This window comes from Dyella kyungheensis, from assembly GCF_016905005.1.
In the GTDB taxonomy this organism is placed as follows: Bacteria; Pseudomonadota; Gammaproteobacteria; order Xanthomonadales; family Rhodanobacteraceae; genus Dyella; species Dyella kyungheensis.
The window spans coordinates 82,078-107,341 of record NZ_JADIKC010000006.1; the positions used below are offsets into that span (position 1 = coordinate 82,078).

15 protein-coding genes are annotated in these 25,264 nt (G+C 65.4%); 8 read left to right on the plus strand and 7 right to left on the minus strand.

Annotated elements, in window-relative coordinates:
* The first annotated feature begins 26 nt into the window (after positions 1-26).
* A complete protein-coding gene (locus ISP20_RS13930; protein ID WP_204636711.1) occupies positions 27-737 on the plus strand; it encodes a glutathione S-transferase in 711 nt (236 codons plus the stop codon).
* A 161-nt stretch (positions 738-898) separates the two neighbouring features.
* On the opposite strand, the gene ISP20_RS13935 is transcribed toward ISP20_RS13930, so the two are convergent.
* Together ISP20_RS13935 and ISP20_RS13940 are read right to left on the minus strand one after the other, a co-directional pair.
* A complete protein-coding gene (locus ISP20_RS13935) occupies positions 899-1,330 on the minus strand; it encodes an EamA family transporter (protein ID WP_204636712.1) in 432 nt (143 codons plus the stop codon).
* Positions 1,331-1,360: 30 nt separating this feature from the next.
* Positions 1,361-1,897, minus strand: coding sequence for a DUF2782 domain-containing protein (locus ISP20_RS13940; protein ID WP_204636713.1), 537 nt, complete (start codon positions 1,895-1,897; stop codon positions 1,361-1,363).
* A 162-nt stretch (positions 1,898-2,059) separates the two neighbouring features.
* Here ISP20_RS13940 and polA point away from each other — a divergent pair, with 162 nt between their 5' ends.
* Both polA and ISP20_RS13950 read left to right on the plus strand, forming a co-directional pair.
* The gene (polA, locus tag ISP20_RS13945) at positions 2,060-4,843 is read left to right on the plus strand and encodes a DNA polymerase I (RefSeq protein WP_204636714.1); all 2,784 of its coding nucleotides are present in this window, start codon (positions 2,060-2,062) and stop codon (positions 4,841-4,843) included.
* Between the two features lie 410 nt (positions 4,844-5,253).
* Complete coding sequence (locus ISP20_RS13950) at positions 5,254-6,279, plus strand: substrate-binding domain-containing protein (protein ID WP_204636872.1); 1,026 nt, start codon at positions 5,254-5,256, stop codon at positions 6,277-6,279.
* Positions 6,280-6,364: 85 nt separating this feature from the next.
* Here the strand turns inward: ISP20_RS13950 and ISP20_RS13955 are convergent, their stop codons facing one another.
* The 5 genes from ISP20_RS13955 to ISP20_RS13975 form a co-directional block, all read right to left on the minus strand.
* Positions 6,365-7,837, minus strand: coding sequence for an MFS transporter (locus ISP20_RS13955; protein WP_204636715.1), 1,473 nt, complete (start codon positions 7,835-7,837; stop codon positions 6,365-6,367).
* Positions 7,834-9,996, minus strand: a complete 2,163-nt coding sequence (locus tag ISP20_RS13960; protein WP_204636873.1) for an alpha-L-rhamnosidase-related protein — start codon at positions 9,994-9,996, stop codon at positions 7,834-7,836. Before ISP20_RS13960 ends, ISP20_RS13955 begins: the two co-directional genes overlap by 4 nt.
* A gap of 53 nt (positions 9,997-10,049) precedes the next feature.
* Positions 10,050-12,383, minus strand: coding sequence for a glycoside hydrolase family 31 protein (locus ISP20_RS13965; RefSeq protein WP_204636716.1), 2,334 nt, complete (start codon positions 12,381-12,383; stop codon positions 10,050-10,052).
* The gene (locus tag ISP20_RS13970) at positions 12,383-13,954 is read right to left on the minus strand and encodes an alpha-amylase family glycosyl hydrolase (protein WP_204636717.1); all 1,572 of its coding nucleotides are present in this window, start codon (positions 13,952-13,954) and stop codon (positions 12,383-12,385) included. The genes ISP20_RS13965 and ISP20_RS13970 overlap by 1 nt, the downstream gene beginning before the upstream one ends.
* A gap of 177 nt (positions 13,955-14,131) precedes the next feature.
* Positions 14,132-17,077, minus strand: a complete 2,946-nt coding sequence (locus tag ISP20_RS13975; RefSeq protein WP_204636718.1) for a TonB-dependent receptor — start codon at positions 17,075-17,077, stop codon at positions 14,132-14,134.
* Positions 17,078-17,577: 500 nt separating this feature from the next.
* Here ISP20_RS13975 and ISP20_RS13980 point away from each other — a divergent pair, with 500 nt between their 5' ends.
* The 5 genes from ISP20_RS13980 (at position 17,578) to uvrD (ending at position 25,263) form a co-directional block, all read left to right on the plus strand.
* Positions 17,578-19,194: an alpha-glucosidase family protein gene (locus ISP20_RS13980; RefSeq protein ID WP_204636719.1), complete on the plus strand. Its 1,617-nt coding sequence runs from the start codon at positions 17,578-17,580 to the stop codon at positions 19,192-19,194.
* A gap of 167 nt (positions 19,195-19,361) precedes the next feature.
* Complete coding sequence (locus ISP20_RS13985) at positions 19,362-19,580, plus strand: hypothetical protein (protein ID WP_204636720.1); 219 nt, start codon at positions 19,362-19,364, stop codon at positions 19,578-19,580.
* 182 nt (positions 19,581-19,762) lie between these two features.
* Positions 19,763-20,935 (plus strand): FAD-dependent oxidoreductase, encoded by a 1,173-nt coding sequence (locus ISP20_RS13990; RefSeq protein WP_204636721.1) that lies wholly within the window; start codon positions 19,763-19,765, stop codon positions 20,933-20,935.
* A 118-nt stretch (positions 20,936-21,053) separates the two neighbouring features.
* The gene (locus tag ISP20_RS13995) at positions 21,054-23,009 is read left to right on the plus strand and encodes a serine hydrolase domain-containing protein (RefSeq protein WP_204636722.1); all 1,956 of its coding nucleotides are present in this window, start codon (positions 21,054-21,056) and stop codon (positions 23,007-23,009) included.
* A 58-nt stretch (positions 23,010-23,067) separates the two neighbouring features.
* On the plus strand, positions 23,068-25,263 hold the full coding sequence (gene uvrD / locus ISP20_RS14000; RefSeq protein WP_204636723.1) for a DNA helicase II: 2,196 nt from the start codon (positions 23,068-23,070) through the stop codon (positions 25,261-25,263).
* The last annotated feature ends 1 nt before the right edge of the window (position 25,264 follow it).

The window sequence follows — 25,264 nt, forward strand, 5'->3', positions numbered from 1 at the left end:
CGCAGCTTTCTCCACGGGCTTCGCTCATGCGCTACGAGCTCTACTACTGGACCGGCATCCAGGGACGCGGTGAATTCGTTCGGCTCGCCCTGGAAGACGCGGGCGCCGCTTACAGCGACGTCGCCCGCCGCAAAGGCGACCAGGCCATCATGCCGTTCCTGCACGGCAAGCATGCGGGCGCATTGCCGTTCGCGCCGCCCTTCCTGCGCGCGGGCCGGCAGGTAATCGCGCAGGCGGCCAATATCCTGGCCTTCCTGGGTCCGCGCCACGGATTGGTGCCCGCCTCCGAGCCCGCGCAGCGCTATGCCATGCAACTGCAGCAGACCGTCACCGACATCGTGGCCGAAGTGCACGATACCCATCACCCGATTTCCGGCGACCTGTACTACGAACAGCAACGCAGCGAAGCGCGCAAACGTTCCAATGCATTCTGCGAGGCGCGCATCCCGAAGTACCTGGGCTATTTCGAGCAGGTGCTCGATCGCGGCGATGGGCGCCATGCGATTGGTCGGCGACACTCGTATGTGGACTTGTCGCTGTTCCAGCTGATGTCGGGACTGGACTATGCGTTTCCCAAGGTGATGAAATCGCAGCGGCGCCGCACGACGAAGCTGCGCGCACTCCAGCAACGTGTCGCCGAACGGCCGAACATCGCCGCTTACCTGGCCTCCGAACGTCGCATTCCGTTCAACGAGGACGGCATTTTCCGCCACTACCCGGAACTCGACGAACGCTAGGGATGCTCTGATCTATTCCGCATGGGCGTCACCGGTTCTGTCCGCCCGCAGATGGGTGTTGTGGCGATGAAGGCAGGCTGGCGGCCTGTCGAGTCGGCACGCCTCACACCCTGCGGACTCTCGGGAGTCATGCCGCCCATGCGGAATAGATCAGAGCATCCCTAGAACACCGCGATGATGATCGCGCCAAGCACGATGAGCCCGCCGCCGATCGCCAGCGACCAGCTCAGTTGCTCGCCCAGCAGCAACACGCCCAGCACGATGGCGATGGCCACGCTCAATTTGTCGATCGGCGCGACACGGCTCACCGGTCCCAGTTGCAGGGCGCGGTAGTAGCAAAGCCACGACAGTCCCGTGGCGATGCCCGACAGCACGAGGAACACCCAGCTGCTCGCGGGCAGCCCGGTAGGGCGTGCCCATTCGTTGCGAAGACTGAGAATGCCGGCCGTGACCAGCAGGATCACGATGGTCCGAATGAAGGTGGCGAGGTTGGAGTTGATGCCCGCCACGCCCAGCTTGCCAAACAGCGCCGTGAGCGCGGCGAAGAACGCCGAGCCCAGCGCGAACAGCAGCCAGCTCTCGCGCAGGTTCATGCTCGCCTCGCCAACCGTGCCGTCACGCGCTTACTGGCCGCCGTCGTCCTGGTCCTGGGCCGGCTTGCTGTTGCCCCATGACATGATCTTGTACATCACCGGCTTCACCGGCTCGCCCGCCTGGTTGGACCAGGCACCCTTCTGGTCGACCATATAGGTCTGCGGGATGCCGCCCTTGGGCGTCACCACCACCATGTAGACCTGGCCGCTGCGGCTGTATTCCTGGATGGTCTGGTCACCCTGGGTGACCACCTTCACCTGCGGCGGCGCGTTGCCGTTCGCGTCGCGCGGCTGGGCGTCGGTGGTCGCCGGCGTGGTGGTGGTGGCCGGCGCGCTCATGGACGCTTCGGTATCCGCCGAGACGTTGCCCGAGGCCGACGTCTTGCCGGCGGCGGACTTGGACGGCTGGACCAGCTTGGGGGCCGGCGCCTGCGGCGCGGCCTTGACGCCCGGATCGTTCATGCCCGGCGGCGGCGGGGCCGGCGGGAACTGGCTGGGGGACGACTGGGCAAGCGCATTCGATGCGATGGCCACACCAAGAACGGCAAGCAAAGCGACGGGTTTCATGATGACGGCCTCCTGTGGGATGCGGAGCATATCAGCGCGGAACCGCACGGCTTGTGAAGCGCCGGTGGCCCGGGCCGGCTGTCGCGCAACGGCGATGTGCCGACGGCGCGGAGCCTGAACGCAGAGGGGTCGGTTCCGGTGCACGCGTGCGACAATCGCGGCATGGCCAAGCTCATTCTCATCGACGGTTCCTCCTACCTCTACCGCGCCTTCCACGCGCTCCCACCGCTGACCAATTCGCACGGCGAGCCCACCGGCGCGCTGTTCGGCGTGGTGAACATGCTGCGCGCCACGCTCAAGGCCAGGCCCGAGTACGTGGCCTTCGTCAGCGACGCGCCGGGGCCTACCTTCCGCAACGAGCTCTACGATCAGTACAAGGCCAATCGCCCACCCATGCCGGACGACCTGCGGGCCCAGGTGGAACCCATGCTCGCGATCGTCGGCGCGCTCGGTTTTCCGATCCTGCGCGTGGGCGGCGTGGAAGCGGACGACGTGATCGGCACGCTCACCGAGCAGGCGCATGCGCAAGGCATCGAGGTGGAGATTTCCACCGGCGACAAGGATCTTGCGCAGCTGGTGCGCCCGGGCGTGACGCTGGTCAATACGATGACCAACACCACCACCGACGACGCCGGCGTGATGGACAAGTTCGGCGTCCATCCGGCGCAGATCGTGGACTTCCTCTCGCTCACCGGCGACAGCATCGACAACGTGCCGGGTGTGCCCAAGTGCGGCCCCAAGACCGCCGCGAAATGGCTGGCCGAATACGGCACGCTGGACAACCTGATCGCCAACGCGGACAAGATCGGCGGCAAGATCGGCGAGAGTCTGCGCGCCGCGCTGCCGCAGCTGCCGCTGTCGCGTGAGCTGGTGCAGATTAAGCTCGACGTGCCGCTCGACGCGACCGTCGATCAGTTGCAGCTGCGCGATCGCCATGTCGACCAGTTGCGCGAGTTGTACACCCGCTACGACTTCAAGGCGGCGTTGAAGGACCTCGACGCCGATACCGGCGGAGCCACTGTGGGAGCGCACCCTGTGCGCGACACGGGCGGAGCGACCTCAGGCAATCTTGCAGAAACGGCCAGTCGCCCACAGGCTGCGCTCCCCCAGGAAGATCGTCCCGGCCAGGACCTCGCCATGGCCGGCCAGTACGAACTGGTCACCACCCAGGCGCAGTTCGAAGACTGGCTGGCGAAGATCGCCACGGCGCCGCTCGTATCGTTCGATACCGAAACCACCTCCATCGATTCGATGCAGGCCGATATCGTGGGCTTGAGCCTGTCGGTGGAACCGGGTCACGCCTGCTATGTGCCGCTGGCGCACGACTATCCCGGCGCGCCCGCGCAGCTCTCGCGCGAGCAGGTGCTGGCCACGCTCAAGCCGTTCTTCGAGGATGCAAGCCGTCCGAAGATGGGCCAGCACGCGAAGTACGACATCAACATCCTGTCGAACTACGGCATCCACTTGCGCGGCCTCCAGCACGACTCGATGCTGGAGTCGTACGTGTGGAATGCCACCGCCACGCGCCACGACATGGATTCGCTGGCCAGGAAATACCTGGGCGTGGAAACCATCAAGTATGAGCAGGTCGCCGGCAAGGGCGCCAAGCAGATTCCGTTCTCGCAGGTGGACCTGGACACCGCCTGCCGCTACGCCGCCGAAGATGCCGACATCACGCTGCGCCTGCACCACGCGCTGTGGCCCAAGCTGGAGAGCGAGCCGTCGCTGCGCTCGGTGTACCAGAACATCGAGGTTCCGTTGATTCCGGTGCTGGCATCGATGGAACAGTGCGGCGTGCTGATCGACGTCAACGAACTGCGCATGCAGAGCCAGCAGCTCGGCAAGCGCATGCTGGAACTGCAGCAGGAAGCGTGGAAAGGCGCGGGCCGCCAGTTCAATCTCGACTCGCCCAAGCAGCTGCAGGCCATCCTGTTCGATGAGCTGGGCCTGTCCGCCAAGCTGAAGACGCCCACCGGCCAGCCGTCCACCAACGAGGAAGCGCTGGAAGCGATCGCGGACGATCACGCGCTGCCGCGCCTGATCCTCGATTACCGCGGCCTGGCCAAACTGCGTTCCACCTATACGGACAAGCTGGCGGAGATGGTCAATCCGCGTACGGGACGCGTGCATACCAGCTATCACCAGGGTTCGGTGGCAACGGGGCGCGTGTCCTCGTCCGACCCCAACCTGCAGAACATCCCCATCCGCACCGAGGAAGGCCGCCGCATCCGCCAGGCGTTCGTGGCGCCGGAGGGTTGGGTGGTGCTGGCGGCGGACTATTCACAGATCGAGCTGCGCATCATGGCGCATCTCTCGGGCGACGAAGGCCTGGTCAAGGCGTTCAAGGAAGGCGGCGACGTGCACCGCGCCACCGCCGCCGAAGTGTTCGGGCTCAAGCCGGAAGAAGTGAGCGCCAACCAGCGCCGCGCCGCCAAGGCGATCAACTTCGGCCTGATGTACGGCATGAGCGCGTTCGGCCTGGCGCGCCAGCTGGGCGTGGATCGTGGCGAAGCCAGCGATTACATGGCGCGTTACTTCGCCCGCTATCCGGGCGTGCACGCGTTCATGGAATCCACGCGCCAGCAGGCGCATCGCGATGGCTACGTGGAGACGCTGTTCGGCCGCCGGCTCTATCTGGAGAACCTGCAGTCGCGCAACCAGGCCCTGCGCGCAGGCGCCGAGCGAGCAGCGGTGAACGCGCCGATGCAGGGCACCGCGGCGGACATCATCAAGCGCGCCATGCTCGCCGTGCACGACTGGCTGCAGCCGCGCGACGACGCCCATATGCTCATGCAGGTGCACGACGAACTGGTGTTCGAGGTGCGCCAGGATGTGATCGACGACGTGCGCGCGGGCGTGGTGGAGCGCATGTCGGGGGCTGCGGAGCTGTCCGTGCCGCTGCTGGTGGAAGCGGGGGTGGGGAAGAATTGGGATGAGGCGCACTGAGGTCCCGCAACGCACGCGGCTCCTGTGGGAGCGCACTTGTGCGCGACGGCGCGGCGCTGGGCACTGAGGCGGCATCTGAGCCAGTCACGGCGGCCCGCGAAAACGTTGGATTTTCGTCAAATGAACGCCTGCTAACCCAATTTGGCGCCCGCTGTGCAACTTTCCCCTGCTGGCGCGTTCTTAGTTACCGGATGCACGCAACGGCGTCCGCGGGCTCGCCACCTCCCTGGACGAGCCCAAACGGTAAGCGAACCTCTCCCCTGGGTTTCGCTGCCACCCCGGCCCCGAGGATTCCCCCCTAATCCTCGGGGCTTTTTCATGCCCGTCTCCGGTACAGGCGAATGAAAGGACAGCGAGCACACAAGCCGCTAGGATCTGCGCACTGACTCGAGAATCACCGCGGCGTGCAGATCAAGGGAAAAGTCACCTCGTTCGATATTGCCCACCTGGCCGGGGTCTCCCAGTCCACGGTGTCGCGCGCGTTGCGCGGCAGTCCGCTGGTCAACGAGGAGACCCGCCGGCGCATCCAGGCGGCGGTCGAGGAACTGAACTACAAGGTCGACAAGAACGCCTCGGGCCTGCGCGCCAAGCACACCGGCACGCTGGCGCTGCTGTTGTTCGAAGATCCCACCGCCGACGAATCGCACATCAATCCGTTCTTTCTTTCGATGCTCGGCTCGATCACGCGCGCCTGCGCCCAGCGCGGCTACGACCTGCTGATCTCGTTTCAGCAGTTTTCCCGCGACTGGCACGCCGACTACGCGGACAGCAAGAAAGCCGACGGCATCATCCTGCTCGGCTACGGCGACTACCTGGCCACGCGCGACAAGCTGCAGAAGCTGGTGGACCAGGGCACGCGCTGCGTGCGCTGGGGCGCCGTGCTGCCGGACCAGCCGGATGTCTCGGTGGGTTGCGACAACGTCAGCGGCGGACGCGACGTCACCGCGCACCTGCTGGCGCAAGGCTGCCAGCGGATCGCCTTCCTCGGCGATGCCTCCAGTCACTATCCCGAATTCTTCGACCGCTACCGCGGCTATACGCGCGCGCTCAGCGACGCTGGGCTCGATGCCGAATCGTTGCTGCAGGTGAACGCCGAAAGCACCGAGCGCTCCGGTTATGAGGCCCTGGAAACACTGCTGGCGCGCGGCGTGGCGTTCGATGGCGTGTTTGCCGCCAGCGATCTCATTGCCATCGGCGCCATGCGCGCGCTCGCCGACCACGGCCTGAAGGTGCCCGAAGACGTGGCGCTGGCGGGTTTCGACGATATTCCGATGGCCAGCTTCGTCAATCCGCCGCTCACCACGGTGTTGCAGGACACCAAGCTGGCCGGCGAGATCCTGGTGGACAACCTGCTCTCGCTGATCCGCGGGCAGCCTGCGGAAAGCGGGATGCTGCCGGCGAAGCTGATCGTGCGGAAATCCAGCCTCAAGCGCTGACCTTCCTATCCTGTGCGCGACGACCCAGCGAAGAGCAGACCCTCGGCTCCGCGGTCGCGCACAGGGTGCGCTCCCACAGGTGTGCCTACGATTGGGCGGTGGACGGCTCTGACACGCGCAGCGTGCACAGCCCCGCAACCACCAGGCTCGCGCCGCCCATCGCCAGTGCCCAGATGGCCTGGCCGTGGAAGAACAGCCGCAGCAGCAGGCCCAGCACGCTGGCCGCCATCAGCTGGGGGATCACGATGAAGAAATTGAAGATGCCCATATAGACGCCCATCTTCGTCGCCGGCAGGTTGTCCGACAGCAGCGCATACGGCAGCGACAGGACGGACGCCCAGGCGAAACCCACGCCCACCATCGACAGCAGCAGCCACTGCGGATCGCGGATCAGCAGGAACGACAACAGGCCTGCGCCACCCAGCCAGCAGTTCACGAGATGGCTGATGCGCAGGCCCCAGCGGCGCACCATCCAGGGAATCGCCGCAGCGGCCACGGCGGCGAAGCCGTTGTAGGCGGCAAACAGCACGCCGACCCAGTTGGCGCCTTCGTTATAGACGGCCGAATGCGTGTCGGTGGTGCCGTAGTGCACCGAGGTCACCGCGGCGGTGGTGTAGATCCACAGCGCGAACAGTGCGAACCACGAGAAGAACTGCACCACGGCGAGCCGGCGCATGGTCTCCGGCATGCCGTAGAGATCGCCCATCACCTGTCGCAGCATGCCGCTGCTGCGCGTGAAGGAGAGCCAGGAGAACAACGTGCCGAACAGCACCAGGCCGCCGGCGAGCAGATAGAGCTCTTTTTCCAGCGCGTAATGGCGAATCGCCACGAACAACACCAGCCCCGCGGCGATCAGCGCCACGCCGAAACGCCACGCATGCGTGGCATGCACGGCCTGGGTTTCCACTGGACTATCGGAGAACGCTTCCAACTCGCCCGGCGGGTACTCGCGCGACGTCAGCACCGTCCACAGCACCGAGCCCAGCAACACCACGCCGCCGAGATAGAACGCGTATTTCACCGTGTCGGGAATGGCACCCTCGCCCGCCACGTTGCTCACGCCGAGCTTGGCCAGCAGCCACGGCAGCAGGGAGGCCACCACCGAACCGACGCCGATGAAGAAGCTCTGCATCGCGTAGCCCACCGGCCGCTGCCGCGGCGGCAGCTGGTCGCCGACGAAGGCGCGGAACGGCTCCATCGAGATGTTGATCGAGGCGTCCATGATCCACAGCAGGCCCGCCGCCACCCACAGCACCGGCGAATTGGGCATGCACAGCAAGGCCAGCGTGGTGAGCACCGCGCCGATCAGGAAGTACGGACGACGGCGTCCCAGCCGGGTCCAGGTGCGATCCGACAGGTAGCCGATCACCGGCTGCACCAGCAGTCCCGAGAACGGCGCCGCGATCCACAGCGCCGGGATGTCGCCCACGTCCGCACCCAGGGTCTGGAAAATGCGGCTGACGTTCGCGTTCTGCAGGGCAAAGCCGAACTGGATGCCCAGAAAACCGAAGCACATGTTCCAGATCTGCCAGAACGACAGCTCGGGCTTGCGCGTCATGGCGCGCGGGTGACCGGCGACGGCGACAGCAGCATGGCCTCGACCTTGGCATCGTTCACCGGGCCGCTCGCGCCGCCCTGCTCGCCGGTGTAATGCGCGTTGTGGCGCAGGTCACTCATGTTGAACCCCTGGTCCAGGCGGAAACGGCAGGTCGCTCCTGCCGTTGCCGTGAACGTGGCCGTGGCGGAGCGCTGCGTGCCCACACTATGCGGCATCACCACCACCACGCGCTGTGGCGCCGCACCATCGCACGACACATCGAGCAGTTTCACCGCGGCCGTGACGCCGGTCTGGATCGGGCCATGGTCATTCACGTAGTCGAACGACACGCTCATCGCGCCGCTGCGGGTCGCCTTCCATTCCCACGGACCGGCACCGGCGAGACGCGCTTCGTCGCCCTTGCAGGTGGCCGCGCTGGGCAGCGATTCGAGGCCGCCCTCGCCCACGCGGGTGAGCTGGAAGCATTGGCGCGTCGCGCCCTTGGGCACGCTGAGGCTGCCGTCGATCGGCCCCACGCGATGGCCGTCCAGATACAGCACGCCCTTGCCCTGGAAATCAACCTGCCAGCCCTTGGCCGAGGCGGTGACGACGGGAGCGTCCGGCATCGCGGGACCGAACAATGGTGCATCGGTATGCAAGGGTTTGGCGCCGGAGTGGATCGCCTTCAATTGCACGGTGGTCTCGTTGCCCGTGTGCTGCTGCGATTGCGCCACCAGCAGATCGCCATCGAGCTTGGCCGGGCGCAGCAGGGTCACGCGCTGGCCGGCGAGGTCGAGCGTGATGCTCGGCTTGTCGCCGAACAGCGGCGCCACCCACGAAGCCGGCAGCTTGGGATCGATGCGACCCGCATCGCCCACGCCGAACACGCCGTTGATGACCATGTCCAGGTAGCCCGCCACCGACCACAGCTGGCGCGGCGAATTCACCACCGGGCCGCTGAGCTTGCCTTCGTCGACATGCACGGCCTGCGAGACCAGCTCGTAGTTCTCCATGTTGGACGAGGCCAGCGCGGCGCCACGCAGGATCGAATTCATTTCCAGCGCGATGCGCGGCGCATCGTTCACCACCCGCGCCGCCCGCAGCGAATAGGCGCTCACGAAGGGCCAGATCGCGCGGTTGTGATAGACCGGCTGGTCCTTGCGCTCGGGCCAGATCACGGGGCTGCCGGAGGGCCATGCCGGATAGTTGGCCAGCGCCTGCTTGGCCCGCCCGGTGTCGGCCACGCCGGTGGTCACGGCAAGCGCGATGCCGAGCAGGTCGTAGCTGTCGATCGGCATCGCCTCGGGGCCGATATAGCTCATGTACATGCCGCGATCGGCGCGCCAGAAGTGCGCGTTGATCGCCTGCTTCAACGCATCGGCCTGCGTGCGATAGTCCGTCGCGGCCGCAGCGTGCCGCTGCTCGGCGAGTTGCGCTGCCAGTTGCAGCGCCTGGTAATGCAGCACGTTGGTGGACAGCGCGAACGACTCGCCGATGAAGCGCACGTCCTTTTCCGTCCACGCGGGATAGGTCTGCTCGCGCCAGTCGAGGAACGAGGTCTCGCCGCGATACAGGCCCAGCCGGCTATCGAACACGTAGAGCCGATCCTGCGCCAGCGTGTCCTGCACCGCGCGCCAGGTGTCGTCGGCGAAGGCCTTGTCGTCCAGCAGTGACTTGGCGCCGAGGAACCACACCACGCGGTCGGTGCTGATCGGCCAGCTGCCGCCGGAGCCGGTGTCCTGCATCACGTACATGCCTTGCGGCACCGATGGCTCGCGCGCGTCGGAAAGCTTGAAGCGCAGCGAGTTGCGCGCACGCTCCGGATCGAGGCGCCACAGCGACAGGTCGATGGAATACGACGTGTCGCGTGTCCACACGTAGGGCCATTTGTCGCCGGTGGCGAAGCACACGCAGGGAATTTCCTTGCCGTGATCGTAGGCGCCGTCCTTGATGGCTGTCACTGAGTCGTGACTGAGATCATCCTGCGCCATGGCGAACAAGCCGTCGAACAGGGGGCTGGCCGTGTGCACGCTCAGCTTCTGCGCCGCAATCGTTCGATCACCCGCAGGCGCATGCAGCACGAAGCTGCCATCGGCCTGCGCGTTCATGCTGGCGGTCTTGCCGTTCCAGTTCACTTCGCCCTTGGCGGTGATCGCCTGCGCCTGCACCGCGCCTGCCATCAACCACGCGGCGCAAGCCAGCGCGATGCGCGTGCGGTGCGTCGACACGCCCCTCACGGCTGCACCGCCTGTGTACCCAGCTGGATGTTCTTCGCCTTGCCTGCCTCGATCTTCACGTACGTCACCTCGCCAAACCGGTCATGAGCTTGCGTCCATCCCTCGCCCTGCGCGGCGCGCAGCGTCTCGATGCTGGCCACCCTGGCCAACGGCTTGCCGTCGACGGAGACCGCAACAGACGAGGGGACGTGGATCGCCAGCACATAATCCTTCAGCGCCGGACGAAATGCACCGGTCGCCGCGCCCGTCTTGAAATTCACCACGCCCTGTTCGCGCTGCACGGACAGCGTCTGCAGGAAGTACGTGCCTTGCTCGTAGGCATAGGTTTCGCCATCGTCCTCATAGACGTCGAAATGCGATGCCGCATCGGCGGGGAACACCTGCACGTCCAGCGACGTCACCGGCTGCTGTCCCACATAGTCCATCACCGGCTGCTGCGGAATGATCGCGCCTTCGCGGACGAACAGCGGGATATCGCTCCAGTTCGTGGCATCCACGTTGAGCGTGATCTCGCGGTCACCCTCGTACGCGTTGCCGTCGAACCAGTTGATCCAGCGGCCATGCGGCAGCTGCAGGCGTTTCACCGTCTGGCCCTGCTCCACCACCGGCGACACCAGCAGGTAGTCGCCGAACATCCACGCATCGATGCGATCGCGCTGCGCCGGATCCTGCGGATAGACAAACTGCAGCGGACGCACCACGCCTACGCCATCGGCATGCGCGTGGTACTCGTAGCTGTAGATGTATGGGATCAGCGAGTAGCGCAGACGGATCGCTTCGGCCGCGACCTTCTCCGCGATCGGTCCGTAGACCCACGGTTGCCGCTTCTGGCCGAAGTCGGCATGCACGCGGAACACCGGCGTGAACGCGCCGAACTGGATCCAGCGCGCGTAGTTCTCGGGCACCGGCATCGGCGCCTTGAAGCCGCCGCCGTCCATGCCCCAATGCATTGCACCCACGTCGAACGCGGCGAGCATGCGCTGGCGCTGCGCCGCCATGCTGGCGAAGCCGCTCTGGATGTCGCCGGACCACACGCCGTAGGCGTAGCGCTGCGAACCGAGGTAGAAGTTGCGGTTGATCGACCAGACGCGCTTGTCGCTGATGCTGCGCTGGCCGTCGTACAGGGTGCGCTGCATGTTGAGGAATTGCGTGTCGACGCCGCTGTCGTCCGCCTCGTCGTTCCACCAGCCCACGATGCCGGTTTCGAAGGAATGCTTCAGCGCATCGTTGAAGAACCACGCGCGCACTTCCGGCTTGTCGAAATCCACGTCGCGCACCGGCTTGTGCGAGAAATAATCGGGCGCTTCCTTCGACTGCGCCAGCCAGTAGCCGCGCGCGGTGGCTTCGCGTCCTTCCACGGTGTCGACGTGGATGCGCGGCTTCATGATGCCGGTCATGTGCATGCCGCGCTGGTCCATCTGCTGCTTGAGCTTGCCGTCGGGACCGTCGGGAAATTTGTCGGTGTTCCAGCGGAATTCGCCCATGTCCTCGCCCCACGCCTTCCAGTCGAAGTCGAAGGTGAAGTTGTCGATGGGGATGTGCTTGGCGCGGTAGGTATCCACCAGGCTCAGCGCTTCCTTCTGGTCGATGCCCCACTGGCTGTTGGTGAAACCCATCGCCCACTTCGGAAACATCGGGGCGGCGCCGCTGATCTGGCGCAGCTGGGCGAACAGCGCATCGGGCGCCCCCACCAGCAGGTAGATGGTGTGCACGGCCTGCTTGTCGGCGCGAATGCCGATGTCGGTGGCCGAGAGATCGAAGCGGGCCGGTTCCGCATCGGCGAGCACGCCGTAACCGGCGGTGCTCCACACCAACGGCGCGCCGGTGTGGCCCTGGGCGCCTGCCGTGGCAATCTGCTTGCCCTGCCGCAGCAGATGGCCGGCTTCGGCGTCGAACGCATTCAGCCCGCCGATGCCGTACTGCGGATCGCCTTTGGCGTGACGCAGCGTCCAGCGTCCGTCCATGGCGTGGGAGAGATCCGCGCTGAGCAGCAGGTGCCCAGCGGGATCCTCCATGCGCAATTCATTGCGATGCGGATTCCAGTGCAGCACGAGCTGGGCGGATCGCAGGATCTGCTCATCGCCCTGCGTCTCGCGCGTCACCTCGACCGGATCGAAGCTGGCCTGCGCATCGATGACCGGCGTGGCCGGCTCGCGCGTGCCGTCCACACGCAACTGCACGACGCCGGGGGTCAGCAGGCGAAGCTCCAGCTTGCCCCCGGGTAGCGTGAGTTCCATGCGGTCGGCACTGGCGTCGTTGCGCACGGCCATGGCCACCGGTGTGGCGGCCATGGCGGACAGCAGCGCCAGCGCGAGCAGCCGCGCCCGCATCAGTGCAGCACCACGGTGCTATAGGCGGGGAGCTGGAGCTTGCCGTGTTCCAGCGCGGCGTGCGGCTTGGTGGTCAGTTGCATGGTGGCGTCCTTGGGGAGGAGATCCCCCTTAGGTTTCCACACTGCGCTCTTGCCGGAAAGGTTGTGCACCACCAAAAGTTTCTGCTTGCCGTCGTTGCGCCAGTAGGCGACCACGCTGGGCAGGCCGGTGGCCACCATGCTCAGGTCGCCATCCCGCAGCGCGCTGTTCTGCGCGCGCCAGCCGATCAGGGTGCGGTAGGTGTTGTAGAGCGAGCCGGGATCGTCCTGCTCCGCCTGCACCGAAACCGCCTGACCCTGGTGCGCGCTCGATGGCTTCCAGCGCGACTCGCCGGGGCCCGCTTCGCGCTGCCAGCGCATCGGCTCGCGCAGGTTTTCATCGGGCTTCTTGCCCTCCATGCCCAGCTCTTCGCCGTAATAGATGTACGGGCGACCCGGCAGCGTCAGCAGCATCGCAGCGGCCATGCGCATGTGATCGACGTTGCCATCCAGCCGGCTCATCACGCGTTCCTGGTCGTGATTGGACAGGAAGGTGGAGTCGATGTGCGGCGTGTCGCCCGCTGCCTTGTACGCCTCGTTGGTAGCCTTGAGCAGGTCGCCCAGTTGGCCCGCACGCTCGCTCTTGGCGCTGACGATCAGCTGCTCGGCCAGCGGGAAGTCGAAGATCGAACCCAGCGGCTTCAGGTAAGGCGCGAGTTCTTTCGGCGAGGTGGCGCTGACTTCGCCCACCAGGGTCACGTTCGGATGCGTCTTGGCGAGCGCATCGTGGTATTCGGTCCACCAGGCGACATTCTTCTCCAGCGCCTTTTCGCTGTGCACGTCTGACTTGAAGTCGACGTAGATGTGCTTGGCGGCATCGAGGCGGAAACCGTCCACGCCCTTGCCCAGCCAGTACTGGCCGACCTTGATCATTTCGGCGCGCACGGCCGGATTGTCGTAGTTGAGATCAGGCATATGGCCACCGAACACGCCGATGTACCAGCCATCGTTGCCGGCGTGCCAGATCGGCGTATCGGTGGCGCTGATGGCCGCGAGATCCGGTTGTTTGGACGTCCAGGAATACCAGTTTCGATGCGCGCCACCGGCGTTCTGCGCATCCACGAACCACGGGTGTTCCTTGCCGGTGTGGTTGATCACCATGTCCATGGTCACCGCGATGCCGCGCTTGTGCGCTTCGGCCACCAGGTGTTCGAGATCGGCGGTGCTGCCGTACTGCGGGTTGATGCCGTAGTAATCGGTGATGTCGTAGCCGTGATAGCTGGGCGAGCTGTTGATCGGCATCAGCCAGATGCCGCTGATGCCCAGCGATTTGAGGTAATCGAGCTTGGCGGTGACACCGTTGAGATCGCCGATGCCGTCGCCGTTGGTGTCGTACCAGGCGCGCACGAAGATTTCGTAGTAGACGCCCGATGGCTGGGTGTTCGCGACGGGAGCCGGCGGCGCGTCGGCCGCGCGGGCGTGCATCGACGCTGTGCCGAGCGTGAGGGAGAGAGCGAGCGCAAGAGAACTGAACAGGCGATTCCGGGACATGCTGTGCTCCATTCGAAGGCGGCAGGCCATCGACGGAACGGTACACCGGAACGCAGACATCGCATCGGACCGGAAACCGCTACGCCGGGCCTCGCGGTGTGTTTGCCGTGCCGATGATTCGGCATGGCCCCAAAAAGCATCGCGCCGGCCTCTTTCGAGACCGGCGCGATTCATGACTTACAGCTTGAACTCGACGCCGAGGTAGCTGGTGCGTCCGAAGTACTGGATCGTACCGGTCTGCTGCGGGTTGCCGCCGAAGTAGGTACGGGTCGGCTGGTTGGTCAGGTTGAGCATCTGGTACACCACCTTGAACTGCTGGGTGATGTCGTACGAGGCCTGGAAGTCGTACACCGTTTCGGCGGCAAAGGTCACCAGCTGATTGCTGACGGCCATCTGCGTATCGGACAGGAACGACGAACGGTAGTTGCCCGAGACACGAGCCGAGAACGGACCGTAGTCGTAGAACACCGCCGCACTGGCCACGCGACGCGACAGGCCCGGCAGGCCGACGTAGGTGGTCGGGCCACCGAGGTTGGTCGGGTTGTGCACCGTGCTCGAGGTCAGCGCGAAGTTCGCCTGCACGCCCAGGCCAGCCCAGATGCCGGGCAGGAAGTGCGTCTTCGAACCGGACAGTTCCAGACCGCGAACCAGGCCGCCCTTGGCGTTATAGGCCGTCTGGTAATCACCGTTGAGGTACTGCGTGCCGGTGTCCGGGTTGATCGGCACCGGAATGCCCGCGGCGGCAAAGTCGTAGTTGTTGTACGTGACGTCCTGCACGAACGACTTCACGTCCTTGAAGAACACGCCGGCGGTAAGCAGGCCGGTGGAGTCGTCGAAGTAGTGTTCGTAGTCGAGGTCGTACTGAGTGGCGCGCAGCGGATCGAGCAGCGGGCTGGTGCCGCCCCACACGTTGTACTGCGCGCCGGGGCCCGGACCGTTCGACACCCACGAACCGGAACCGGCCAACATCTTGTCGATCGGCGGACGCGACAGCACCTTGGCCGCCGAGAAACGCATCATGTCGTCGTCGGTCAGGTGATAGATCAGGTTCAGCGACGGCAGGTAATCGGTATAGGTCTTGCCGACGGTGAGCGGCGCGTAGTCGGAACTGGTGTAGCCGTTGCCGTCGGTGATCGGGATGCCCGCACCGTTGCCCACCTGCTGCAGGCCCGAGCTGTACTGCGACTGGTGCGACACGCGGATGCCCACGTTGCCGCTCAGCTCGTGACCGAACACGTTCTGCGCATCGATATCCGCCATCAGGAAGATATCGCGCGTCTTCTCGTCCACCTGGCCACTCTGGATGTAGGTCCAGCTGTTGGCGTTGATGTCCTTGACCGGCGTCGCATTGATGCCGTGCGCGGCAAGAATGGCCGGACCGTTCAGAGTGAGGAAGCACGGGAAGCCGGAGAACTTGCCCTTCCAGCAGGTCACCTTGGCGGCGCTGGACGGAATGCTCAGCGGCAGCTCGCCGGGCACCGGCGAGGTGTTCCACTCCGAGCCATACACGAACGCTTCGCGATCGGCGTTATACGTGTGGTTGTTCATGTAGACGCCCGCTTCCAGCGCGGACAGCCACGAACTGTTGGGCATGTCGTACTTCACGCTGGTGCGGAAGGCCTTCATCTTGTCGTGATAGATGTACGGATAGACACCGTAACGCGACAGACCCATGTCGTTGACATTGGTGTACAGGCTGGGATCGCCGAACTGCGCGCTGCCTACCTGCTGGCCCTTCAGCTGGAAGTTCATCGACTGCGCCATCAGCTGCGGGTTGGCGGTGCCCAGGCCCGAGTACGGATCGGCGGTGGTGTCGACGTTGATCTCGTTGCTGGTGGCGCGCGACATCGAGACGTCGGCGTCCACATGCCAGTTGCCGTGATCCCACTTCAGGTTCAGGCCACCGGAGAACACGCTGGTGGTGGTGGAGTAGTTGTCGGCCGTGGTCTCGTTGGAGAACTGGTTGCCGTACGGATTGCCCGTGCGCGGATCGACGCCCGCGGTCGGGTTGCTGGCCACCGAACCGCCGATCAGCGTACCCAGCGAACTCCACACCGGATTGGTGATCTGCGTGTTGTTGCCGTAGAAGTTCTGCGAACGGAAGCCGTAACCGAACGACTCGTTCTTGAACTTCGAGTAGAAACCGTCGCCGGTGATCTTCAACTCGTCGGTGGGCTTCCACACGATGGTGGCGATCTCGCCGGTGCGGCGCTCTTCGCCACCGTTCTGCTGCAGCTGGATGCCTTCCGGCAGATAGCCCGTCGGCGCGCCCGGCTGCGAGTTGATCGAATACTTCGAACCGTCGGAGGCTTCGCCGACGAACTGCTCGGCCACGTGCGGCTGGTACATCTGCGCCACGCCCAGGCCAACGCCCAGCGTGTTGTCGATGAATTTGCCCTGGTAGGCCGCGCTCAGGCGGTAGCCCAACGCGTTGGCGCCGCTCACGTCGTGCGCCTGGCCGTCGTAGCTGCCGCGCGCGTCGATGTTGAGGTTCTGGTCCTTCGGCGCCAGCAGCGGATCGGCCGTCTGCAGCGCAATAGTGCCGCCCACGCCGCCGGTGATCAGCGAAGCCTGCGAGGACTTGTACACCGTGGCCATGTTGATCAGCTCCGACGGGTACTGGTCGAAGTTGATGTAGTTGCTGCCGCTGGTGGACGGCTGCTCGCGACCGTCGAGCGTGGTCTGGATGAAGTTGCCCGAGAGGCCACGGATATTGATCTGCGAGGCCTGGCCGGCAATGCGCTCGGCGGACACGCCCGGCAGGCGGGTCAGTGCGTCGGCGATGGACTGGTCGGGCAGGCCGCCGATGTCGGCCGAGGTGATGACGTTGGTGATCGTGTCCGAGTAGCGCTGGTAGTCGATCGACTTTTCCATGCTCTGGTTGTAGCCCGTCACCGTGATGGTGGAGAGGCTCTTGGCCAGCTGCTGGTCCTGCGTCTGCTTGGCCTGATCGTCTTTCTTGGCGTTCGGGTCAGTCTGCTGGGCAGAGCTGTCCTGCGCACCAGGGGCGGCGGCCGTGCCGGTCGCGTTCGCGCCCGCATCCGCCGGCATTGCATGAATACCTGCCGTCAAACAAAGGCCGGACGCCAGCGCCAGGGCCAGCACATTACGTTTCAGTTCCACCGTCTTCCCCTCCCACGGGTTTGCACTTCATCTTTGGTTTTGTAGTTGCCGCAGCCGCCCCCACAGGCGCTGCGGGCTACGCGCCAGTGCAAGCCGAGAAATCTTCGGAGGGCCCCGTCGCGTGGCGGCCATGGTAGGGCTGCAAAAAATGCCGAACAGGCCTATGCATACGTATTCATGACCCGGTTTTTTTGTGCACCTTTGACAAAATTCTAATGGGTGCGCGTCTCACCGCCTGCCTTGACATGGACCGGTCCCAGCCTCGTGTTTCGTTCGGAAAATCGATGGTGGCGCGGGTTTCCGTGCATCGATGCCCCTCCGGCAGCGTAACTTTCGCAGCGGCTCCTGCGCCCTGCTGCGTCGCAATATCGCGATTTTTTGAATACGTATGCAGTCGAAGCGTCCGCTTCGCACTCTGCCTTTAAGCTGCCCCCCGCGCTTCGCTTCAGGCCCGGTTGTCTGTCAGCGAAGCGAGCATTGGGCGGGAACGGGGTACGCGAATGAGTGATGCACGTTGGTGGCGCGGAGCCGTCACCTATCAGATCTATCCACGCAGCTTCATGGACACCAACGGCGATGGCGTGGGTGACCTGCCCGGCATCGTCGACAAGCTCGACTATGTCGCGAGCCTTGGCGTGGACGCGATCTGGATCTCGCCGTTCTTCCGCTCGCCCATGGCCGACTTCGGCTACGACATCGCGGACTACCGCGAAGTCGATCCACTGTTCGGCAGCAACGAGGATTTCGATCGCCTGCTGGCCAAGGCGCACACGCTCGGCCTGAAGGTGATGATCGACCAGGTGCTCAGCCATACCTCGATGGAGCACGCCTGGTTCAAGGAAAGCCGCGAGAGCCGCGACAATCCCAGGGCCGACTGGTACGTTTGGGCCGACGCGAAGGCCGACGGCACGCCGCCCAACAACTGGCTCTCGCTGTTCGGCGGTTGCGCCTGGCAATGGGAACCGCGCCGCGGCCAGTACTACCTGCACAACTTCCTGACCTCGCAGCCCGATCTCAATTACCACAACCCCGACGTGCGCCGCGCGGTGCTCGACGAGGTGAAGTACTGGCTGGACAAGGGCGTCAACGGCCTGCGCCTGGATGCGATCAACTTCTGCTTCCACGACCGCGAACTGCGCGACAACCCGCCCAAGCCCGAGGAAAAACGCGTGGGCCGCGGCTTCAGCCCGGACAATCCGTACGCGTTCCAGTATCACTACTACAACAACACGCAGCCGGAGAACCTCGCGTTCCTCGAAGAACTGCGCGCGTTGATGGACCAGTACGAAGACGTGGCCGCCATCGGCGAGATCTCCTCCGAAGACTCGCTCGCCACCACCGCCGAATACACCAGCGGCAACCGCCTGCACATGGGCTACAGCTTCGAGCTGCTCACCGACGATTTCAGCGCCGGCTACATCCGCCGCACCGTGGAGGATCTCGAGGCGCAGATGCTGGAAGGCTGGCCGTGCTGGGCCATTTCCAATCACGACGTGTCGCGCGTGCTCAGCCGCTGGGGCAACGGCCATGCCTCGCCGAAGCTGGCGAACCTGCTGAGCGCGATGGTCTGCTCGCTGCGCGGCTCGGTGTGCGTGTACCAGGGCGAGGAACTGGGCCTCACCGAAGCCGATGTGCCGTTCGAATCGCTGCAGGATCCGTATGGCATCACCTTCTGGCCCACCTTCAAGGGCCGCGACGGCTGCCGCACGCCGATGCCCTGGAACGGCGGCATCAACGCCGGCTTCAGCGTGGGCGATCCGTGGCTGCCGGTGCCCGCCGAACATCGCGCCTTGGCGGTGACCCTGCAGGACGCCACGCCCGATTCCACCCTCAACGGCTTCCGCCGGTTCATGGCGTGGCGCAAGACCCAGCCGGCACTGCGTTGGGGCGACATCCAGTTCATCGACACGCCGGAACCGGTGCTGGCATTCACCCGCATGCACGGCGAAGACACGTTGCTGGTCGCATTCAACCTGTCCAAGGCACCGGTGGAGCTGCCCTTGGCCCGGCCGGGCAAACTCACTCCCATCAACGGTCATGGGCTGAGTCAGGGCGCGGTTACCCCCGATGGCCTCAGCCTGCCCGGCCACGGCGCGCTGTTCGCCCGCATCGACTGAACACCCGGTTACTCCCTCGACGGCGGATACACCGCCTTACGCCGCCGTCGACTTTTCTCTTTCCCTCTGCTCCTATGGTGGCGCGTCAACGACTTGGCACGTTTTCACAACGGCGTGACGCGCTCTGGCGATTCTTCAGCCCGTTCACCTTTTCCAAGGAGCTTTCCATGCGTGCAGTGCTGATCATCCTCGGCGTTCTACTCTTAGCCGGCGGCATCTATGTCCTGGCGGGCCATGGCAGTTACCAGACCACCGACACCCTCGTGCAGATCGGCTCGGCCAAGGTCAGCGCCACGCATGACAAGGCGCTGCCGCAGTGGGTGGGCATTGCCGGCATTGTGGTGGGTGCGTTGCTGGCGATTGGAGGGTTCCTCAAGAAGGGCTGACCCCCTAGCTCGTCATTCCGGCGCAGGCCGGAATCCAGTTGCGATGCATTGGGCTTTCGCAAGCGCCACCAAAAGGCGTTATCGCTCTCGCGAAGACCGCAACTTGCCGCTACTGGATTCCGGCCTGCGCCGGAATGACGAGCGTGTAGGATGTGGCGTCTCCACATTCCCGAGAGCGCTTGATGGAACGACGCCAATTCCTGCGCCAGGCCAGCGCCACGCTGGCGGTGGCTTCGACCGCGGGACTGGCCGCCTGTACTGCCCCGGCCGTGAAACCGGACCCGGCTTCAACGACCGGTTCGACATCGCTGGCGCCGATCCGCGCCAGCACCGACCGCATCACCGGTGTCTACGTCTGCACGCGTCCATTCCGAGCGGCAGGCCCGCGCATCGAGCTGGAAAAGTTCGGCAAGAAAACCGTCGTGCACAACTACGGCCATGGCGGCAGCGGCTGGTCGCTGTCGTGGGGCTCGGGCACGCTGGCCTTGCAGATGGTGCAGGCCACGGGCGCACGCGAACTGGGCGTGATCGGCTGCGGCGCGATCGGGCTCACCACCGCCCTGCTCGCACAGCAGGCCGGCCTGTCCACCCGCATCTACGCCAAGGCACTGCCGCCGGATGTGTTCTCCATGCGCGCCTCCGGTTTGTGGACGCCCGACTCGCGCATCTGCGACGCCGCGCACGCACCTGCGTTGGCGGATCGATGGGAAATGATGACGCGTCTTTCCTACGCGCGTTACCAAAGCCTGCTCGGCCTGCCGGGCCAGCCGGTCGAATGGATCGACGGCTATTCGTTGGCCGATGCGCCATTCGGCAAATTCCACGGTGACGTGCCCGATGAGCCGGCGTACGGCGACTTCGCCAACCGCGTGCGCGACCTCACGCCGCGTTCGGTGGAATTGTCGCCGGGCAATCATCCGTTCCCGGAACCGTACGTGCGCCGCTACACCACGCTGATGTTCAACCTCAGCAGCTACGCCCATTTCCTGATGAACGAATACCTCGCTGCGGGCGGCAAGATCGAGCTGCGCGAATTCACCCATGCCGATGAGTTGCAACAGCTGCCCGAACAGACCCTGGTCAATGCGACCGGTTACGGTGCCCGCGCGCTGTTCAACGACGACTCGGTGATTCCTGTGCGCGGCCAAACTGCCCGGTTGATTCCGCAGCCCGAGGTCAGATACGGCCTGCGTACGCAAAACCTCAGCGTGGTACCGCGCAGCGACGGCATCATGGTGCAGGTGATCGGCGATACGGGCAATTTCAACAACCCCGACCTCACGCCGCAGCGCGACGTCTCCGAGGCCGCCGTACGCGAACTGGCGAGCGTCGTCGCGCAGATGAAACACGGCTGAGCACACACTCGCAGCTGAAAACTGCCTGACGCGACTTGACGCCGCGCCCATGCCACCCCGCCGGCAGCAGTGCATACTTGCGCTTCGTCCCCGCTGCGCCCGCTTCAAGGAGTCCTGCATGCTCGCCATCGCGTCCACCGTGATGAGGCGGTTTTCCCGGCGCAGACATGCGGTGGCCCTTGCCCTGATGCTGTTGCCGGCGGCCCTGTGGGCACAGGCACCGATCCAGATCACGCCCTTGCCGGAGGCCAGGCACGCCACCGTGACGCCATTGGGCGCGTCGGATCTCGACGCGCGCGACCTGCAGCCCTGGCTCGATGCGCAGATGAGCGGCGTGATGCAGCAAGGCGCGGCGACCGGTGCCGTGGTCGTGGTGGTGAAGGACGGCGAGCTGATTTACGCCAAGGGCTACGGCTACGCCGACGCCGAGGCGAAGAAGCCGGTCGATCCCGCCACCACCATGTTCCGCGCCGCCTCCGTCTCCAAGCTGTTCACCTGGACGGCGGTGATGCAACTGGTCGAGAAGCACAAGCTCGATCTGGATGCGGATATCAACCGCTATCTCGACTTCATCGTGCCGGCGCGCGAGGGCAAGCCGGTCACCATGCGCGATCTGATGACGCACAGCGCCGGCTTCGAGGAAGTGCGCAAGGACCGCTACTCGGTCAATCCCGCATCGCTGATGCGCTACGACGTCTGGTTGAAGCAGTGGGTGCCAAAGCGCATCTATCCGGTCGGCGAAGTCCCTGCGTATTCGACCTATGGCACGGCATTGGCCGGCTATATCGTGCAGCGCGTATCCGGGCAACCGTTCGACGACTACATGGAACGGCACATCCTGGAGCCGCTGGAGATGAAGCACGCGAGCTTCCGCGAGCCGCTGCCCGCATCGCTGCAGCCGGACATGGCGCTCAACTACGGCAAGCCGGGTGCGGCACCGCGCCCATTCGACCTGCGCACCGCCGTGCCCGCGGGCGCGCTCTCGGTCAGCGGCGAGGACATGGCGCGCTTCATGGTCGCGCACCTGCAGTTCGGCCGCTCGGGCAATGCGCAGTTGCTCGAACAGGCGACCGTGCAACAGATGCAGAGCTACCAGCGTGCGGCGATCCCCGGCCTGCCGGGCATGGCGCTGGGCTTCGTGCATCTGGATCGCGGCGACCAGGTCATCCTTGGCCACGGCGGCGATCTGGATGGGTTCCACAACTTGCTCGCGCTGTTTCCGGATCATCACACCGGCATCTTCATCGCCACGGTCGGTGGCCGTGGCGGCGCGTTGCTGAGGCCGGTGGTGGATCGTTTTTCCGACCGCTATTTCCCGCCGCTGCCGCAGCTGAAACTGCCCACGCTGGGCACGGACAAGCAGCATGCCGCGCAAGTGGCGGGCCGCTACTCGTCCAGCGTTACGTCGCGAAGCAACGTGCTCGCGCTGCGCGATCTGTTCCAGCAATCCACCATCAGCGTGGCGGCCGACGGCTCGCTGCTCGCGCCCATGTTCGGCACCGCGCACTGGCGTGAGGTGAAGCCCTACCTGTGGGTGGACGATGCCACCGGCCGTCGCCTCGGCGCCGTCATGCGCGATGGCAAGGTAAGCATGCTGTCCATCAATGCCGTGTCGCCCGTGCAGGTATTCCTGCCTGCCACCGGCTGGCCACCCCAGCGCGTGATGGAAGTACTGACGGCGATCCTCGCCGTGTTCGCGCTGATCGCCCTGTCATGGCCGATCGCGGCGCTGCTGAGCCGTCGCCAGGTGTCGACCATCACCGACCGGGATCTGCGCTGGTACCGGCTGAGCCGGCTCACGGCCATCGCCTACCTGCTGTTCGCGGGTGGATGGGCCTTGATGCTGCCGCGCCTGGGCTCCTCGGCGCTGGACACGCGCCTGCGCCTGCTGCAGCTGATCGGTGTGCTGGCCGTACTGGGAACGCTGGCGGTAGCCGTGGAAACCTGGCGCGCCTGGCGTCATCAGGGCAGCGGATGGCGCCGGATAAGCGGTGCGGTCCTGCTGCTGGCCTGCTTTGCCGCCATCGGCTTCATCGTGCACTGGCACCTGCTGAGCCCGGGTCTCAACTACTGAGGCCCGTCGATTCCATGCTGACGGGACCCGCGTTGCCCTGCCCGGTACAATAGGCAAGATGGATGTCTCCCACCTGATCGACAAGCTCAACGACGCGCAGCGCGAAGCCGTTTGCGCGCCTCCTGGCAACTACCTCGTGCTCGCCGGCGCCGGTTCCGGCAAGACGCGCGTGCTCACCCACCGCATCGGCTGGCTGACCCAGGTCGAAGGCATCTCGCCATGGGCGATCCTGGCCGTCACCTTCACCAACAAGGCGGCCGGCGAAATGCGCGCGCGCCTGGACCAGCTGATTCCCGGCGGCACGCAAGGCCTCACCGTGGGTACCTTCCACGGCATCGCGCATCGGCTGCTGCGCCGTCATTGGCGCGAGGCGGGCCTGCCGGAAGGTTTCCAGATCCTCGACGCCGACGACCAGCAACGCATCGTCAAGCGCGTGGTCACGGGGCTCGGGCTGGATGAAGCGCGCTTTCCGCCGCGCCAGGCCACCTGGCAGATCAACCAATGGAAGGACGAAGGCAAACGCGCCGACACCATCGAGCATCGCGATCATCCGATGACGCGCACGCTGGTGCAGATCTACCAGGCCTATGAAGACGCCTGCCGCCGCGCCGGGCTGGTCGACTTCGCCGAGCTGCTGCTGCGTGCGCACGAATTGTGGCTGCACAACCCGGCCATTCTCGAACACTACCGCGACCGCTGGCGCTACCTGCTGATCGACGAATTCCAGGACACCAACACGCTGCAGTATGCGTGGATCCGCGTGCTCGCCGGGCAGACCGGGCAGGTCTTCGTGGTGGGCGACGACGACCAGGCGATCTACGGCTGGCGCGGCGCGAAAGTGGAGAACGTGCAGCAGTTCCTGCGCGATTTCCCCGGCTCCAAGACCATCAAGCTGGAACAGAACTACCGCTCCACCTCCACCATCCTCAAGGCCGCCAACAGCGTGATCGCCCGCAACGGCGGCCGCCTCGGCAAGCAGCTGTGGACGGACGGCGGCGAAGGCGAGCGCATTGCGCTGTACTCGGCCTATAACGAGCAGGACGAAGCGCGCTTCGTGATCGAGCGCATCCGCGAATACGTCGCCGAGCATGGCCAGGCGCGCGACTGCGCGATCCTCTATCGCTCCAATGCACAGTCGCGCAACTTCGAAGAGCAGCTGATGCAGCGGGACATCCGCTTCCGCGTCTACGGCGGCCAGCGCTTCTTCGATCGCGCGGAAGTGAAGGACGCCCTCGCCTATCTGCGCTTGTCTTCCAACCGCCAGGACGATGCCGCGTTCGAGCGCGCGGTGAACACGCCGCCGCGCGGCATCGGCGATCGCACGCTGGACGTGCTGCGCCGCCGTGCGCGCACCGAACGCAGCTCGATGTGGGAAGCCTCGCTCAGCGAACTCAGCAGCGGCAGCGAACTGGCAGGCCGCGCGAAGAACGCGGTGAAGGCCTTCCTCTCGATGATCGAGGACATGGCGCGTGCGTTTGCCGGCGCCGGTGCGGGCGACGCGCTCGCCCTGGCCGAACAGATCGACCACGCCATCACCCACACCGGCCTGCGCGACTTCTACGAGAAGGACAGCCGCGGCAACGCCGAATCGCGGGTGGAAAACCTGGACGAACTGGTCAACGTGGCCAGCCGTTTCGAGCTGACTCCGGATGACGAAGAAGCGGGCCTCAGCGAGCTGGCGGCCTTCCTCTCGCACGCCGCGCTGGAAGCGGGCGAAGGCCAGGGCGAAGCGTGGGACGACTGCGTGCAGCTGATGACGCTGCACTCGGCCAAGGGCCTGGAATTCCCGGTGGTGTTCCTGGTCGGCATGGAAGAAGGCCTGTTTCCCAGCCAGCGTTCGGTGGAAGACGAAGGCCGTCTCGAAGAAGAACGCCGCCTCGCCTATGTGGGCATCACGCGTGCACGCGAGCGGCTGTTCATCACCTACGCCGAATCGCGCCGCATGCACGGCGTGGAAATGCTCGCGCGCCCATCGCGCTTCCTGGCGGAAATTCCGCCTGAACTGATCGACGAAGTCCGGCCGCGCGTGCAGGTGAGCCGTCCACTTTACGGCGCGCGCCCCAACAGCGGTTCGCGCTCGCTGGAAGAAAGCATGCCGCTGACGCTCGGCCAGCTGGTGAGCCATCCCAGCTTCGGCGAAGGCATCGTGGTGAGCGCGGAAGGCAGCGGCGCGCATATGCGCATCCAGGTCAATTTCGCCAGCAGCGGCAGCAAGTGGCTGGTCTATGCGTATGCCAACCTGACCCCCTTGTAGC